Consider the following 15,995-nt stretch of genomic DNA (forward strand, 5'->3'; position numbering starts at 1 on the left):
AAGCTAATGTACAAAAAAAAGCCACCCGAATTAACGAATGGCATTTTCAAACAATTAACTTAATTAAACTAAAAACAATAACTATTTTCGGCTACTAATTTTGTTGTGATTGTTTCTCTCAATCCCACAATATTAGGCATGTTGGTGTATTTTGTAAAACGGCGTAATCCCATTAGCATCATGCGTTGTTCATCGCCTTCGGCAAAAGAGATAATGCTTTCTTTTCCTTTTTGGGTAACTACATCTACGGCTTTGTATAGGTATAATTTAGCCATCGCTATTTGCTCTTTTACGTTAGCTTCACCTTGTTTTTTTGCTAGCTTTTCTGTGCGCAAAACTGTGCTTTCAGCCATATAGATTTCGATTAAAATATCGGCAGCAGCGGTTAATAATTGTTGGTGAGCATCTAAATCAGGGCCGTATTTTTGAACGGCACCACCAGCAACCATTAAGAATGCTTTTTTCAATTTGCCGATTAGTTCTTTTTCTTCAGAGAATAATTCAGAGTAATCCGGAGTGTCAAATGAAGGAATGCCCATTAGTTCTTCTTGCACTTTTGATGCCGGTCCAAGTAAATCAACATGACCTTTCATGGCTTTTTTGATTAGCATTCCAACAGATAACATTCGGTTGATTTCGTTGGTTCCTTCATAGATTCGTGCAATACGTGCATCGCGCCAGGCACTTTCCATTGGTGTATCTTCAGAGAATCCCATTCCGCCATAGATTTGAATCCCTTCATCGGCAGCGTTTTGAACATCTTCTGAAACAGCAACTTTAAGAATCGAGCATTCAATTGCAAATTCTTCAACACCTTTTAGTTCGGCTTCTTGGTGTGAAGTGCCTTCTGCTTCGCGTAATTTAATTCGGGTTTCAATATCTTTTGCAGCACGATATGTAGCGCTTTCTCCGGCATAAGCAGAAGTTGCCATTTCGGCTAATTTATATCTAATAGCTCCAAAACTTGAAATTGGAACATTGAACTGAATTCTTTCATTAGCATAATTCACAGCATTTGAAGTCACACGACGTTGCGCATCTAAACAAGCAGCGGCCAATTTGATACGACCAACATTCAAGGCATTCATGGCAATTTTAAAACCTTCACCACGACCGGCCAACATATTCTCAACCGGAACTTTTGTGTCAGCAAAGAAAACCTGACGTGTAGAAGAGGCGCGAATTCCGAGTTTATGTTCTTCTTCGTTCATTGTAATTCCGTTGCTCGGATCGTTTTCTACTATGAAACCGGTAATGTTTTTATCATCTTCGATTCTGGCAAACACAATAAATAAAGAACAGAAACCTGCATTAGATATCCACATTTTTCCTCCGGTGATGCTGTAATATTTTCCATCAGCAGAAAGCACTGCTTTAGTTTTTCCTGAGTTAGCATCTGAACCTGCCCCTGGTTCAGTCAAACAGTATGCACCAAACCATTCACCAGAAGCTAATTTAGGTACGAATTTTTGCTTTTGCTCTTCGGTTCCGTATAACGTAATTGGCATAGTTCCGATTCCGGTATGTGCTCCAAAAGCTGTTGAAAACGAACCCGTTGCTCCCGAAATATAGTCGCAGACCAAACAGGTATCAACAAATCCCATTCCCATTCCGCCATAAGCTTCAGGAACGGCTACGCTTAAGAATCCCATTTCTCCTGCTTTCTTCATTACTTCTTCTGTGAATGCATAATCTTTAGCTTCAAAGCGATTTTTGTTTGGCCAGATTTCTTTGTCAACGAATTCCTTAACAGAATCACGCATCATGATTTGCTCTTCTGAGAAATCTTCCGGTGTGAAAACGTCTTCACATTTTGTTTCTTTTACGAGGAATTGTCCTCCACGAGTTATATCGCTCATTTCTTTATATTTTAAATTTTTTTAATTGAATCTGTAATGGAAAATTAAATTTTCCGATAAATTATTTGCTCTACTATTGATACTGTAATTAATGCAAAATCCTAGCCCGAATTTTTTGGTGATATAGAATTTTGGATTTACTCTCAAGGGTATTGAGACCGTATTTTTCTTTTCGGTTTCATCAGTAGCTTCGTCTTCAATTTTCTGGTTGTAGTAACCAACACCGGCAAATCCCTCGAGGCTGAACCATTTTGCCGCTCTCCATTCCCTTCCATATAGCAGGCTTAACTCATTGAAATTGTATTTTGTATCTGCTAGTATGGCTTCTTCCTGACCACCTAAATAAGATACAGAGAATAAATTCTTATCTAACGCAAAAGTGGCATCAGCAAGGAAAGTCAGGCCGCTGGCATCAGTAGCATTTTTGTGTGCATTAAAAACACCAAAGCCCAAATTGACAGCATGCATTTTTAATTTACCGGTTGATTCCTGTGCCCTTCCTGTAAATGAACAGAGCGCAATTGCAGTTGTGATAATAGCTTTTCTCATATCGTTTGATTTTGGTTTATACTAATTCAAAAACCCCTGCCGCACCTTGACCGGTTCCGACGCACATAGAAACGATTCCATATTTATCGCCTCGGCGTTTCATTTCGTCAAATAGTTGAACTGATAATTTTGCTCCGGTACAGCCTAGTGGATGACCTAGCGCAATCGCGCCACCGTTTACGTTTACGATTTCAGGATTTAATTCTAATTCTCTTGTAACTGCTAAAGCCTGAGAAGCAAAAGCTTCATTAAGCTCAATTAGGTTGATATTGTTCAAAGTCAAACCAGCTTGTTTTAAAGCTTTCGGAATGGCTTTTACCGGACCGATTCCCATGATTCTTGGTTCAACACCCGCAGCCGCATAGCTAACCATTCGGGCAATAGGAGTGAGGTTTAATTCTTTTACCATGTCTTCACTCATGACTAATACAAAAGCTGCTCCGTCACTCATTTGTGATGAAGTTCCTGCTGTGACACTACCATCAGCAGCGAAAACCGGTTTTAGCTTTGCTAAAGCTTGTAAATTGGTGTCTGCTCTTGGACCTTCGTCTTTGGTTACCGTATAGGATTTGGTTTCTTTCTTTCCGTTTTCGTTGATGAAGGTTTGTTCTATCGTAATCGGAACAATCTGCTTGTCAAATTTACCTTCCGCTTGTGCTTTAATGGCTTTGAGATGCGAGTTCAGTGCAAACGCATCTTGGTCTTCACGTGATACATTAAATTGTTTAGCGACAGCTTCTGCTGTTAAACCCATTCCCCAGTAATAATCTTCGTGACCTTCTTTGGCTACTGCATAATCAGGAGTAGGCTTGTAACCACCCATCGGAATAAAACTCATGCTTTCGGCTCCACCTGCAATAATGCAATCGGCCATGCCGCTTTGGATTTTAGCCGTTGCCATAGCAATCGTTTCTAATCCGGAAGCGCAATAGCGATTTACGGTTACGCCGGGAACATCGGTTACTTTTAATCCCATTAATGAAATCAAACGTGCAACGTTTAATCCTTGTTCGGCTTCAGGCATGGCATTCCCAACCATGACGTCGTCGATTCTGGTTTTGTCAAAATTGGGTAGCTCATTCATCATGAATTGTATGGTTTCTGCAGCCAATTCGTCGGGACGTTTGAATCTGAATACTCCTTTTGGAGCTTTACCTACTGCGGTGCGGTAGGCAGAAACAATATATGCTGTTGTATTTTTCATTGTATTATTTTATGTCGTTCCTACGGAACTTTATTTATCATAATTTATTTTTTCTACCCGGATGTTGTCCCTACGAGACTTAGTTTCTTAGAGGCTTTCCTTTGGTTAACATAAACTGAATTCTCTCAAGAGTTTTTCTTTCGGTGCAAAGCGATAAGAAGGCTTCTCTTTCGATATCCAATAAATATTGCTCACTTACTAATGTTGGTTCTGATAAATCGCCACCAGCCATCACATAAGCTAACTTATTAGCAATCTTTTGATCGTGTTCTGAAATGTATTTTCCGGCTACCATTTGGTCGGTTCCGACTAAGAACATTCCCAATGCCTGTTTCCCAAGAACTTTTACATCCGTTCTTCTGATTGGTTGCGTATAACCCGCTTCAGCTATTAGTAATGCGTGTTTCTTAGCTTCGGCAATTTGTCTGTCTTTGTTGACTACGACTATGTCTTTTCCTTTTTGTAATACTCCGGTATCAAAGGCTTCATAAGCTGAAGTCGATACTTTTGCCATAGCTACGGCTAAGAAATATTCCTGTAGTACATTCAGCTCCACATCATTCTTACGGAACAAATCGGAAGCACGTAATGCCATTTCTTTAGAACCGCCACCACCTGGAATTACACCAACACCAAACTCAACCAAACCGATATAACTTTCGGCTGCAGCGACAACTTTATCAGCGTGTAAGGTCATTTCGCAACCGCCACCTAAGGTCATTCCGTGAGGCGCAACGATAACCGGAATTGAAGAGTAACGTACACGCATCATCGTATCCTGGAACATCTTGATTGCCATGTTCAGTTCGTCGTATTCCTGTTCAACCGCCATCATGAATATCATTCCGATATTGGCACCGACAGAGAAATTGGCTCCCTGATTCCCGATAACCAAACCGTTGTATTCTTTTTCGGCAAGGTCGATAGCTTTGTTGATTCCGACTAAAACGTCTCCGCCAATAGTATTCATTTTAGACTGGAATTCTAAATTCAATATTCCATCACCTAAATCGTGCAGTACAGCACCGCTGTTGCTCCATACTTTTTTGCTTTCGCGGATATTATTCAATATAATGAAACTATCTTGACCGGGAACTTTAGTTTGTGATTTAGATGGAATCGCATAGTAATATGTATTTCCTTCTTTTACAGTATAAAAACTTGCATTACCTGAAGCTATCATTTCATTTACCCAGGCTGCGGGTTTTAAACCTTCGGCTTCCATTAACTCAATTCCTTTTTGAACTCCGATAGCATCCCAAATTTCAAACGGTCCGTTTTCCCAACCGAAACCAGCTTTCATTGCATCGTCAATTTTATAAAAATCATCTGTGATTTCAGGAACACGGTTTGAGCAATAGGCAAACATTGCAGCGAAGTTCTTTCTGTAGAAAACGCCCGCTTTGTCTTTTCCTTTTACTAAAACTTTAAATCGGTCGATAGGTTTGTCTATGGTTTTGGTCAATTCCAATGTAGCAAATGAAGCTTTCTTAGCCGCGCGGTATTCCATCGTATTTAAATCTAAAGACAAGATGTCTTTATCTACTTTTTTATAGAATCCTTGTCCCGTTTTGCTGCCAAGCCATTTATTTTCAACCATTTTGTTGATAAAATCCGGTAGTTTGAATAAGTCGTGTGCTTCGTCATTTGGGCAGTTTTCATACAAACCGTTCGCTACATGAACCAAAGTATCCAAACCAACAACATCAACTGTTCTGAACGTGGCCGATTTTGGTCGGCCGATAACCGGTCCGGTTAACTTATCCACTTCTTCAATGGTTAAATCCATTTGTTTTACCAAGTGAAACAAACTCTGGATTCCGAAGATTCCGATTCGGTTACCAATAAAAGCAGGAGTGTCTTTGGCTACGACCGAAGTCTTACCCAAATATTTTGAACCATACTCAAACAAAAAGTCCAATACTTCCTGAGAAGTTTGCGGTCCCGGAATGATTTCGAATAACTTTAAATAACGAGCAGGGTTGAAGAAGTGTGTTCCGCAGAAATGCTTTTGGAAATCCTCGCTGCGGCCTTCGCTCATAAACTTTATTGGAATGCCAGATGTATTCGATGTTACTAAAGTTCCTGATTTACGGAATTTGTCAATCTGTTCGAATACTAATTTCTTGATGTCTAAACGCTCTACTACAACTTCTATAATCCAATCGTAGTTGACTATTTTAGCCATGTCATCCGTAGTATTTCCTGTAGTAATACGGCTTGCGAATTTTTGACTGTAAATGGGAGAAGGGTTCGACTTTAATGCATTCGTTAAATGTTCATTCACAATTCGGTTTCTAACGGCTTTACTTTCGAGCGTTAATCCCTTTTTTTCTTCGGTTTCAGTTAAGGCATTCGGAACGATATCCAAAAGCAGCACTTCCAAACCAATGTTAGCAAAATGACAGGCAATGCCAGAACCCATGATTCCGGAGCCTACTACTGCCACTTTTTTGATTGTACGTTTCATTTGTGTTTATTCTTTATAATTATGTCAGTCTGAGCTTGTCCAAGACTTATTAATAACGAAAGCACTTCGACAAGCTCAGTGTGACAATCGTATTTTTAATTGTATGTATTTTAAAATATCTTCTTCTCAGCAATCAACTCATTAATCACATCGGCTACTTCCATGAAATTCTGAAGTTTATCTTCTGAAATATTTTTTCGGATAGTATCATTGAACTTTAATACAGTTTCTTTTGATTTTGCTCTCATTTCTTTTCCAAAATCGGTTAAGTATATTAAGACTCCGCGACCGTCATCGGGGTTTTTCTTTCTGATGATTAAGCCTTTTTCTTCTAGAGTTTTTAGTGTTCTTGTCAAACTTGTAGGTTCCATTCCCATTCTGGTGCTAATGGCTGTTGAAGGGGTTCCGTCTTCTTTATCAATGCTTAAAAGTGCAAACCCAATGGCCATCGAGCCTTCAAACTTTGAAGCTTCTTCATTATACATTCTGGCAACGGCTTGCCAGGTAGCGCGGAGTATGTAATCTATAGTTTTATCTTTCATACCTAAAAATACTAAAACGTTATAGTTTCGAAAAACAAAGATATGAAAAAAATATTATGCACGCATAGTATTATGTTAAATTTATTAGTGAAAGAGAAAAAAGATAATAGACAAATGGATAATAGACAGTTCTTTTAAAGTTGAACTTCTATGTTTTCATTAGTTTAAAGAATAGATAAGGAGCCAAAACAAGCCAAATTGGAATCAATACCCATAGATGTCCTTTGGTGATAGTGTAAGCATCCAATAATTGAGGCCAGGTATTCCCTCTGTAAAGACCAAAACCAAATTCAAATCCTAAGGTTAACACCATCCATAATAATCCAATACCTAAGGATTCAGTTTCTGATTGTGGAGGGTATTTTTTAATGACGAAAGCGATATAAGTTCCTAAAAACAGCAATAGTGTTATTGTAGATATCTGATGAGCCAGCAATTCAGTAGTATATTTTTTATACCATAAATCCCTTGCAGCGCCATTAATAATAGCGAGAATAAGCATGGGGAACCAAAGTAAAAAATAGTTAAGCATAGCTTTTATATTCAGTTACATTGTTATGTTGGTTGAGTCTTTATCTTTTTTTATACGATTTGTAGGTGTCTGAAAGGATAATGACAGCTAAAAGTAAGGAGAAAAAAGCACATACTTGTAATCTTCCGCTTCCGATTTGAAGAATATGTAACGACAGACTAATCAACCAAATGATAAAGATGTTTGCGTTGAAGATGCCCGAAAGTATATAAAAGAAATTACCCTCTAACGGATTTGCTCTCTTCCTAAAGTGAACAATCAATCGGATAAGTAACAGAATGCCACCAAGCACCACTGACGCCACTGCGGTATAGACAAAATTGAGGAATAAGCCCAAACTGTGCATTATCTCATCCTTTTCGGTGAAATAGTCAAAGAACAGGTACAAGCTCCAAATGTTTAGCAACACAAAGCTGATTAGGGCATAGGTTAATATTTTCTCTTTCATTTAAGTGTTGTATTTTGTTTTTAATTAAAAAAAAGACCTTTATTTGGTAAAGGTCTTTTGCTTATAAATTTCTAATTAAAATGTTTCATTATAAAAATAGCAAGGTTTTCGTCGCTCATTTTATTGGAAGTACTTTCGGTTGAAACGGCATTTTTATATTGCGGTGTTTCAGCAAGAAACTTCATAAACTGTTCTTGTGCTTGTCCGGTTCCGGTTAGATGAATTTCATCGATGTTAGGCATTATCGCTGCAATTTCCTTAAAGAACTTTTGTGTTAATCCAATTTCCTGATTGTTGGAAGTCTTTTCATTTGAATTGTTATCCGGACCAGGGTTGTTTACGTGACCAAGAACAATAAATTCTCCCCCTTCAGTCCCTTCTTTTCCTACGATTGTTGCATTGTGCGAATCCATCCACACACCAAACTGCTTTTTGATTTTCTCTGACATAGTTTTACTTTTTCTTAAAGGTAAGCCATCCGTAAAGTAAATAGCTTTTTTTGGGTTAATATTGTGATTATGGGAAAAAGATTCTCATATATTTCATCTAAAAAAAACCGACTGTAGATTACTTCACAGACGGTTTTATATTAGAGTATAGAAAATTAAAAATAGGTTTACGCCCTAAAAAAAAAATACTCATTTATCAATGTTCTTTATTCTATTTTTCTATACTCTTTTTTCCTTTTCAAATAATGATATAACACCCCGCCATGGCAAAAGCAAAGACGATATTTGCCATAAAAAGTTGGGTGTAATAGCCATAAACATTCATCTGTGGCTTGCTTCGGGCCTGCATAAATATAAACAGCCAGCCTATCATGCTGAGAATTCCAATTAATGATCCGTAGATCAGTATGCTGTCATAGGTAAGTGTCATCAATCCGTTGCTGAGCAGCGCCTGAAAGCCAATGACACATAATAGCCCCAGGAAATATTGTATGCTTATCCCTATATATCGGTTCGTTTTGGTATCGCTAACATTAAAATGGCTGACCAAAGCGGCCAAAAGATAAGGTTCTTGATAGGGTTGACGGAACAGCTGTGCGGTAGCATAGCTAAAGATAGTTTTTAGGGCAGTGGCGGCAAAAGCAGCGGTTAGGAGTATTAGTAATATCATATATATAGTTTATCTTAAAATCCTGCTCCGTAAAATATACGAAGCGTTTCGTAATCGATTTCCTGATCGCAAGGTAAAGTATCAGTAGTCTCGTCTAAAGGAATGGCCGTAAGCGGTTCAGTCTCCATTGCTTCACTAAGGGTGCGTAATGGCGGTAAAGTTTCAGGATTCATAATCTCTATTGTTTCTGTAAATTTACAAAAGGGCTAACCATTTCGTTTATAATATTCTAGATTGGTATTGCATAATTCACAGATATTGAAGGGAAAAGGAAAAGGAAAGAGGGAAAATAAAGTATGTGCTAAAAAAAACTTATCCCTTATCCCTAATCCCTAATCCCTCATTCTTCTTAAAAGAAAACTGCCTGTAAATTGCTTCACAGACAGCTTCTCCTTCGTTCCGGGATTGGGTACCCCTAGTGCACTAGGCCACAGAACAGAAACTCATTATAGACTGATAACACCAACATCAGTAGTTACACCAACTGCTACAGTTACATTCACTTGAGTTACCGGAAGGGCCGGTAATTTTGGTGTTGCAGTAAACGTGTAGTTTCCGGCTGGGAGTCCTGAAATTTGAAACTGACCTGCTGCATTTACTGTGCTTGAGTAAACTACGTTTGAAGTTGAAGTAGCCGTTACCGTAGCTTTTGAACCTACTGAAGTGATGGTTCCCTGAATATTTCCGGTGGTTGTAGCCACGATAGTTCTCAAGACTGGTTTCAGTTTGTAAGTTCCAACTCCTGTTTCTACTATTGATGTGTTGGCATCAAAATCAATTAAGATGTTATTCTCAACATTTTCGTTTAATGTTTGTGTTACATTAATTTTCAAACCTGTCTGGTCAGCACTTGGGGTAGCTAACGGATAAGAAATACCATTTAATTTAAGTGTATTATTGGTACCCAATAACAATCTTATTTGCGATGCTTTAACATCTCCTAAATCACTACTGGCAATGATGGTACTTATCCCATTGGATAAATCCAAAAGATTATAAATACCTGCGGTAGTGTTGAGGGTAATGGTTTGTCCGTTACTTCCAATTACTTCTACAGCTTGTAAATCAATGTTTACTTCGTCATAAGGTCCTGGAGCATCTGTCATACGTACCTTGTACGCATATTGTCCCGAGTCGTCAGAATCTTTACTACAGGAATTTAATGTAATTCCGAAAACAATAATCGATGCAATTAAAAGTGTCTTTTTCATATTATATATTTAATGCCGTGAATTAGGTTTCACAACACTACAAAGGTGATGCTATTGTTTTTTTTAATGTTCTACAATAATGTGCAAGGTTTGTATAATTCACAGAAGAAAGGGATGAGGGAAGAGGGAAGAGGAAAGTAGTATTATTACTACTAATCCCTCTTTTATCAGACAAAAAAAAAACTCCCTATTGCTGGGGAGTTTTTATATAGTGGTATTTGTCTTCTGAGTGAATGCTGCCCATATGAAATGGTTGCCATCGATTATGGCTTTTAAAGAAAGATAGGAAATGAGAAAGACGATGCAATAGAATAAATCCAGTTTATTTTGTTGGTCTTTTTCTGTATTCCATATAAACTTTTTGGAGTGTAACATGATTCTTGAAGCTTAAGATATTCTTGGACTTGTTGGGCTTATTTTATTCAAAATAGTTTTAAATACGTTTCCGATTATATTTTTAATGGGAGTTTGAAACCTATTTAAGAAAGTGTTTCCGGCTATGAATTGTGAGGTCATTGAAATAGCACTATCGAGTAAATTTGATTTTATTTCAGGATCTGCTGTTAGGTTTTTAAAAGTATTTTTTATTAAGTATAACGGATTTAACTTTTCTGCCAAACTATGAAATTCAAGTTTGAGTATTCTTAATTCCTCAGTTTGTTGGATTTCTAATGCTGTAATACGTTCTTTCAACATATTCTTTTTATCAATAGTTTTCATCTGTATTTTTTAAGTTTTTTTCGATATCAAAACTATTGATAATTGAATTACTAATCTGTGTTTGAATCCATGGTTTTCGGAAAGTAAAGATGATAATGCCAAGAACTATATAGAATGTTCCCATAATTAAAAATCCATAAACTGTATTTTGCAACATGCCACCTATCCAAAGAGATAAGGCTACTGTAAAGAGTAAAACAACAATGAAAACAATCATTGTCATTACTAGTTTTACAGCTAAAGAAGAAAATAGCGTTGCTGTTTCATAAATGGCTGAGTACTTGTAGAGTTCAAACGAAGTCTTGCTGTACTGTTCTATTCTTTCGAAGAGCTTCTCAATCGTAGCGGTGCTATTTCCCATAATTAGTTAAAAAAAGTTAAGCTGAAAGGGCTTATTTCCCTTGATGATCAGTAGCAAATTCTTTGGCATCTTTTACAATATTTTCATATTTGGCGTTTGCTTCATCATATAATTTACCAAATTTGTTTTTAAGGTTTTTGGTGTAATCATTTCCTTTTTTCATAATTCTTTTTCTTGTTTTAGTTCCTTTTGCCGGAGCAAAGAGGATTCCGGCTATGGCTCCAACGGCCACGCCACCTAAAACACCTAATATAACATTGCTATTCTTCATAATTTTATTTGTTTTTAATTATTTTTAAAGTCTTCTTCCTTGAATGATTCTTAATATTACGGCAATAACTGCAATAAGCAGCAGTATGTGTATAAGCCCTCCGGCACTGTAAGCAAAATATCCAATGGCCCACAAAATGAGGAGAATTACGGCAATAGTGTAAAGTAAATTGTTCATGATATTCTTTTTTAGGTATTATTAATTAAATTTAATATACCATAAAGGTACTATCTTATAAGTCGTTGCGTTTTACACAATTAGTCATTAAGATTGTATTATTCACACTTACTGAATTACTCTTTATTTTGTGAATCTGAATCAACCAGGTCTTCTTCATAGTTTTCAAATAAAAGCATAAGAACACTAAATTAGTTTGTTGCCGCTTTATGAGTAGCATCGTATTTTTTAAGCATCGAATCTAATGTGTTATAGTAATCAAGCATTAGCTTTTTTGTCATTTCCGGGGTATCCACATAGGGGATAGTTACTTCCATTTCATTTAAATACTTTGACAATTCGGGATACTCTTTTCTGATTTTCATAGTGATATTCAGAATAGCTTCATTAAGGTTGTTTTCTAAGGTCATAATAATTGATTTTAAGGGTTAAAAAAAGCACCAAGACTATGGTGCTTTTTACTGCTATTGTCATTTGAGGCAAACAGCATATTTATTTTTGAATGTTGGATTTGAGAAAAAAAGAGATTGTGACAGTAATAGTTAACAGCTAATTCTTATTACAGCCTATAACCAGTTTAATCTTTGAGGACGATATTGAGTTATAAACTTCCTTTCCTCTTAGTGCCAAATATATCTGACAATCTCTTTTTACAACATTCAAAAGCAAAATTTGTATTCTTTGCGTTGGTAATTTCTAAAAAACAACCACTCCAATATCGGTAGTAACACCGGCTTGTACTACAACATCTGTTTGTATAACCGGAAGTAAGGGCAATACCGGTGTTATTGTAAGCGTATAAGTTCCCGGTGGCAATCCGGTGATTCTAAAATCTCCGTTAAAATCTACATTACTGCCATATTCTATACCGGTTGATGAAACAGCACTTACCATGGCTAATGTACCAATCGGAGTAATGCTTCCTTCAATGTTTCCTGAAATGGCAGCTACTACTGTTCTCAATACCGGTTTCAGTTTAAAGGTTCCATTTCCGGTTTGCACTACTGAACTATTAGCATCAAAATCGATAAGGATACTGTTGTCAATATCGGCCTGCAAGGTTTGATTTACCTGCAGTTTTAAACCTGATTGTTCGGCACTTGGAGTACTTAGCGGATAAGTTACACCATCTAGTACTATAGAGTTGTTAGATCCTAAAATCAATCTAATTTGACTTACAGCAGCATCGTGTAATGTGCTGGATGCAATAAGTGTATCGGCACCGTTTGCAAAATCTAACAAATTGTAGATTCCGGCATTTGTATTAAGAGAAACGGTTTCACCGCCGGCTCCAATAACCTGAACACTTCGAATGTCAACATTTACTTCACTGTAAGGTCCGGGATCATCAGTCATACGAACTTTGTATGGATAATTTTCTGAAGAAGAATTATCATTGCTACAAGAGTTTAATGTAATTGCAAAGGCAATCATTAACGGCATTAGAATTATCTTTTTCATTTTTTAAAGATTTAAGTTGTTATTAAGTACATTACAAAGTTCATTAATCTTAAAGGCTATTTCGTTACAAAATATCCATCGAAAGTTTCAAGATTCACATCCAATAGTAGAATCAACTTATTTTTTCTGGCTTTCAAGTTTCTTTTTTGCTTCGGCTTCTTTTTTCTTTTTAGCGTCTTCAGCTTTTTCTTTTGCTTCTTCTTTCTTTTTTTCTTCTGCTTTTTTCTTTTTGTTGAAGTACCCTTTTAACAAGAAGTTGTGTTTAGCGGCTTCCATGTTTTCGTTTAATCCTTTGGTCGCATTTTGCATATTGTTAAGCGTAGCATCAAGCGATTTGCCCATTTTGTCATCGTTCACCAATTTAGAAAGTATGCTATTTTTATTATTCATCTTAGAGGTGAATTCTGCTAATTCATAGGTAATTATCTGGGCATTATCAACGCTTACTTTTACGCTTTGCATGATGTCTTCCATTTCAACGGCTTTGGTAGATGCTATCATAGCATTATCTTTCACAATTGTTTTTGAGTTCATTCCAGGAGAGATGGTCAATACTTTATCACCCATCAATCCGTCTGAGCCTATGCTAGCCATGGCATCGGTCTTGATGAATTTGTGCACTTCTTCTTTGATTATGACTTGCACGACTACAGCTGTGTCAGAAACAAATTCGATGGCTTCTACAGAACCTATGTTGATGCCGGAAAAGCGCACATTATTCCCTACTTTAAGTCCACTGACGTTACTAAAATTTGCTTTTAAATGAAAGGTTTCACCAAACAGGTTTTTGTTACTACCAATAAGATAAATGGCAACCATAAAGAGCGCCATACCAATGATTACAAATAAGCCTAATTTCCATATATACCCTGATTTTTTTATCATAGCTGTTATTTTTAAATTATATAAAAAATGATTTAACCCAGGAATCTTTACTTTTTTCCAATTCGGCATAAGTGCCTTCCGCATGGATGACACCATTGTTTAAAATCAGAATCCTATTGCCTGTTAATTTGGCGCAAGCCATATCGTGTGTGATTATGAGCGATGTTGTTTTGTATTTTTTTTGAATAGAAACCATTAATTCGCTGATTTCTCTTGCTGTTATAGTATCTAAACCTGATGTAGGTTCGTCGTATAAGATGATTTCCGGCTGAATGATTAAGGCTCTGGCCATACCAATTCTTTTGCGCATACCGCCCGAAAGTTCTGAGGGCATTTTATCTATAGCTTCCAATAAACCCACATTATCGAGCGCCTCGGTTATTTTAGTTTCTATGTCTTCGTTAGAGATGTTTTTATTATGATGCTTTAAGGTAAACGTAAGGTTTTGTCTAATCGACATCGAGTCGTATAATGCTCCATTCTGAAACATAAAACCGATTCGTACTCTAATAGCATTTAAGTCGTTCTCATTAAGGTTAGTAATGTCGGTGTCAAATACTTTTATCACGCCTTTGTCTGCTTTTTCTAAGCCAACCAGGCATTTAATAGTGACCGATTTTCCCGAACCGGAACGTCCAAGAATGACAACGTATTCTCCTTTGTTTACATTAATATCCACGCCATTTAGCACAGTATTCTCGCCAAAGGTTTTGTGTAGATTTGTAATGGCTATGAGTGGTGCATTTTTTTCCATTAGAAAAATAAATCAGTTATTTGTACAGCCAACATATCGATAATAAAAATTGAAAGCGAAGCGGTTACTACAGCCGAATTGGCAGCAACACCAACACTTGCGGTTCCGTTAGAAGCATTGAATCCTTTGTAACAACCAATCAGTCCGATAAAAAAACCAAAGAAGAAGGTTTTAATCGTGGCCGGCACAACATCCAGAAATTCTAAATGTTCAAAAACGCCGGTAAAATAACGATACAATCCCATGCTTCCGTGTACATTATAGCCAACGTAACCACCAAAGATCCCAACTAAATCGGCATAAATTACCAAAATGGGTATCATTAAAGTAGTGGCTAAGATTCGCGTTACAACTAAGTATTTATATGGATTGATAGCCGAAACTTCCATCGCATCAATTTGCTCGGTTACTTTCATCGAACCTAATTCGGCACCAATGCCCGAAGCAATTTTTCCGGCACAGATTAGCGCAGTAATTACCGGAGCAATTTCCCGTATCAGCGAAAGTGAAACCATACTCGGCAACCAGGATTCGGCACCAAACTTTGCCATCGTTGGTCGCGATTGTATGGTGAGCACCAGACCCATGATAAATCCCGTAATAGTTACCAAAGGCAATGATTTATAACCTACTGCATAACTTTGTCTTAGGAACTCATTAATTTGAAAAGGTGGTCTAAAGACTTCTTTAAAAAACCTTGCGGTAAATACCGTAATGTTACCGGTATCTGTGAAAATATTTTTTAGTCCTGCTATCATATATTTCTAGTCTAGTTCAAATAGCGTCTTAAAATCCAGGCCATAGTCTCGTGCTGCTGTAATATTTTGGTCAATAAATCGGCGGTTCCGGCATCATGATTTTCGTTGGAGCATGCGTCAATATCTTTTCTGATTTCGGTTATAAGGATTTGGTGATCTTTTAATAGGTCCGAAATCATTTCATTTTGTTCCGGATAGTTGTTTTCTTTCTCTTCAAGGCGAGACAGATTGCTAAATTCTTTCATGGTTCCGATAGTTTTACTTCCTAATTTATTGATGCGTTCTGCTATTTCGTCAATAGCTTCTTCTAATTCGGCATACTGCGCTTCGAACAATTTGTGCAATTCCATGAAACTGTTGCCGGTGATGTTCCAATGGAATTTTCGGGTTTTGATGTACAATGTCATCTCGTCTGATAATACAGTTGTAAGTAGTGAAGCACTTTTCTTCAGGTTACTTTCAGATATTCCTATTTTGGGTGTCATTATCATGATATTTAATTTTATAGATTTTGTTAAAGTGCATCATTATCGCCAAATTCATTGAGCTTCTTTTTGATATTTTGTTTGGAGTAAGGTGATTTATTACTGGTTTCCGCTGCCATTGTATTTTTAGTTGCCGCAGCCTTTTTGTTCGTTGCTTTATGTTTTTTAAAGTAAGTCATTGTTTATATG

At 36.9% G+C, this 15,995-nt stretch carries 21 protein-coding genes; all 21 read right to left on the minus strand.

Annotation, left to right across the window (positions count from 1 at the left end; translation table 11 throughout):
* Window positions 1–68 precede the first annotated feature (68 nt).
* Complete coding sequence (locus tag L1S35_RS07925; protein WP_236398973.1) at window positions 69–1,859, minus strand: acyl-CoA dehydrogenase FadE; 1,791 nt, start codon at window positions 1,857–1,859, stop codon at window positions 69–71.
* Window positions 1,860–1,880: 21 nt separating this feature from the next.
* Window positions 1,881–2,408 (minus strand): DUF2715 domain-containing protein, encoded by a 528-nt coding sequence (locus tag L1S35_RS07930; protein ID WP_236398975.1) that lies wholly within the window; start codon window positions 2,406–2,408, stop codon window positions 1,881–1,883.
* Between the two features lie 16 nt (window positions 2,409–2,424).
* Complete coding sequence (locus L1S35_RS07935; RefSeq protein WP_236398978.1) at window positions 2,425–3,612, minus strand: acetyl-CoA C-acyltransferase; 1,188 nt, start codon at window positions 3,610–3,612, stop codon at window positions 2,425–2,427.
* Window positions 3,613–3,691: 79 nt separating this feature from the next.
* Window positions 3,692–6,082 (minus strand): 3-hydroxyacyl-CoA dehydrogenase/enoyl-CoA hydratase family protein, encoded by a 2,391-nt coding sequence (locus L1S35_RS07940; RefSeq protein ID WP_236398981.1) that lies wholly within the window; start codon window positions 6,080–6,082, stop codon window positions 3,692–3,694.
* Between the two features lie 110 nt (window positions 6,083–6,192).
* Window positions 6,193–6,624, minus strand: coding sequence for a MarR family winged helix-turn-helix transcriptional regulator (locus L1S35_RS07945; RefSeq protein WP_236398984.1), 432 nt, complete (start codon window positions 6,622–6,624; stop codon window positions 6,193–6,195).
* Window positions 6,625–6,772: 148 nt separating this feature from the next.
* Complete coding sequence (locus L1S35_RS07950) at window positions 6,773–7,126, minus strand: hypothetical protein (protein ID WP_236398987.1); 354 nt, start codon at window positions 7,124–7,126, stop codon at window positions 6,773–6,775.
* A gap of 70 nt (window positions 7,127–7,196) precedes the next feature.
* Window positions 7,197–7,604, minus strand: coding sequence for a hypothetical protein (locus tag L1S35_RS07955; RefSeq protein ID WP_236398990.1), 408 nt, complete (start codon window positions 7,602–7,604; stop codon window positions 7,197–7,199).
* 71 nt (window positions 7,605–7,675) lie between these two features.
* Complete coding sequence (locus L1S35_RS07960) at window positions 7,676–8,053, minus strand: hypothetical protein (protein WP_236398993.1); 378 nt, start codon at window positions 8,051–8,053, stop codon at window positions 7,676–7,678.
* A 238-nt stretch (window positions 8,054–8,291) separates the two neighbouring features.
* Window positions 8,292–8,723, minus strand: a complete 432-nt coding sequence (locus L1S35_RS07965; RefSeq protein ID WP_236398995.1) for a hypothetical protein — start codon at window positions 8,721–8,723, stop codon at window positions 8,292–8,294.
* Between the two features lie 446 nt (window positions 8,724–9,169).
* Window positions 9,170–9,934, minus strand: coding sequence for a DUF4382 domain-containing protein (locus L1S35_RS07970; RefSeq protein ID WP_236398998.1), 765 nt, complete (start codon window positions 9,932–9,934; stop codon window positions 9,170–9,172).
* A gap of 387 nt (window positions 9,935–10,321) precedes the next feature.
* On the minus strand, window positions 10,322–10,654 hold the full coding sequence (locus L1S35_RS07975; RefSeq protein ID WP_236399001.1) for a protein kinase family protein: 333 nt from the start codon (window positions 10,652–10,654) through the stop codon (window positions 10,322–10,324).
* Window positions 10,641–11,015, minus strand: coding sequence for a hypothetical protein (locus L1S35_RS07980; protein ID WP_236399007.1), 375 nt, complete (start codon window positions 11,013–11,015; stop codon window positions 10,641–10,643). The genes L1S35_RS07975 and L1S35_RS07980 overlap by 14 nt, the downstream gene beginning before the upstream one ends.
* A gap of 31 nt (window positions 11,016–11,046) precedes the next feature.
* Window positions 11,047–11,286 (minus strand): YtxH domain-containing protein, encoded by a 240-nt coding sequence (locus L1S35_RS07985; RefSeq protein ID WP_236399011.1) that lies wholly within the window; start codon window positions 11,284–11,286, stop codon window positions 11,047–11,049.
* Between the two features lie 24 nt (window positions 11,287–11,310).
* The gene (locus L1S35_RS07990; RefSeq protein ID WP_236399014.1) at window positions 11,311–11,463 is read right to left on the minus strand and encodes a lmo0937 family membrane protein; all 153 of its coding nucleotides are present in this window, start codon (window positions 11,461–11,463) and stop codon (window positions 11,311–11,313) included.
* Between the two features lie 191 nt (window positions 11,464–11,654).
* Window positions 11,655–11,873, minus strand: a complete 219-nt coding sequence (locus L1S35_RS07995) for a hypothetical protein (protein ID WP_236399017.1) — start codon at window positions 11,871–11,873, stop codon at window positions 11,655–11,657.
* Between the two features lie 286 nt (window positions 11,874–12,159).
* Window positions 12,160–12,924 (minus strand): DUF4382 domain-containing protein, encoded by a 765-nt coding sequence (locus L1S35_RS08000; protein ID WP_236399020.1) that lies wholly within the window; start codon window positions 12,922–12,924, stop codon window positions 12,160–12,162.
* Between the two features lie 117 nt (window positions 12,925–13,041).
* Window positions 13,042–13,809: an MlaD family protein gene (locus L1S35_RS08005; RefSeq protein ID WP_236399023.1), complete on the minus strand. Its 768-nt coding sequence runs from the start codon at window positions 13,807–13,809 to the stop codon at window positions 13,042–13,044.
* A gap of 16 nt (window positions 13,810–13,825) precedes the next feature.
* Window positions 13,826–14,563, minus strand: coding sequence for an ABC transporter ATP-binding protein (locus L1S35_RS08010; protein WP_236399026.1), 738 nt, complete (start codon window positions 14,561–14,563; stop codon window positions 13,826–13,828).
* Window positions 14,563–15,321 carry an MlaE family ABC transporter permease gene (locus tag L1S35_RS08015; RefSeq protein WP_236399029.1) on the minus strand — a complete coding sequence of 253 codons (759 nt, stop codon included), beginning with the start codon at window positions 15,319–15,321 and terminating at the stop codon, window positions 14,563–14,565. Before L1S35_RS08015 ends, L1S35_RS08010 begins: the two co-directional genes overlap by 1 nt.
* 11 nt (window positions 15,322–15,332) lie before the next feature.
* The gene (locus L1S35_RS08020; RefSeq protein ID WP_236399032.1) at window positions 15,333–15,806 is read right to left on the minus strand and encodes a Dps family protein; all 474 of its coding nucleotides are present in this window, start codon (window positions 15,804–15,806) and stop codon (window positions 15,333–15,335) included.
* Window positions 15,807–15,835: 29 nt separating this feature from the next.
* Window positions 15,836–15,985 carry a hypothetical protein gene (locus tag L1S35_RS08025; RefSeq protein ID WP_236399035.1) on the minus strand — a complete coding sequence of 50 codons (150 nt, stop codon included), beginning with the start codon at window positions 15,983–15,985 and terminating at the stop codon, window positions 15,836–15,838.
* Window positions 15,986–15,995 lie beyond the last annotated feature (10 nt).

It is taken from the genome of Flavobacterium anseongense, assembly GCF_021608185.1.
Taxonomy (GTDB): Bacteria; Bacteroidota; Bacteroidia; order Flavobacteriales; family Flavobacteriaceae; genus Flavobacterium; species Flavobacterium anseongense.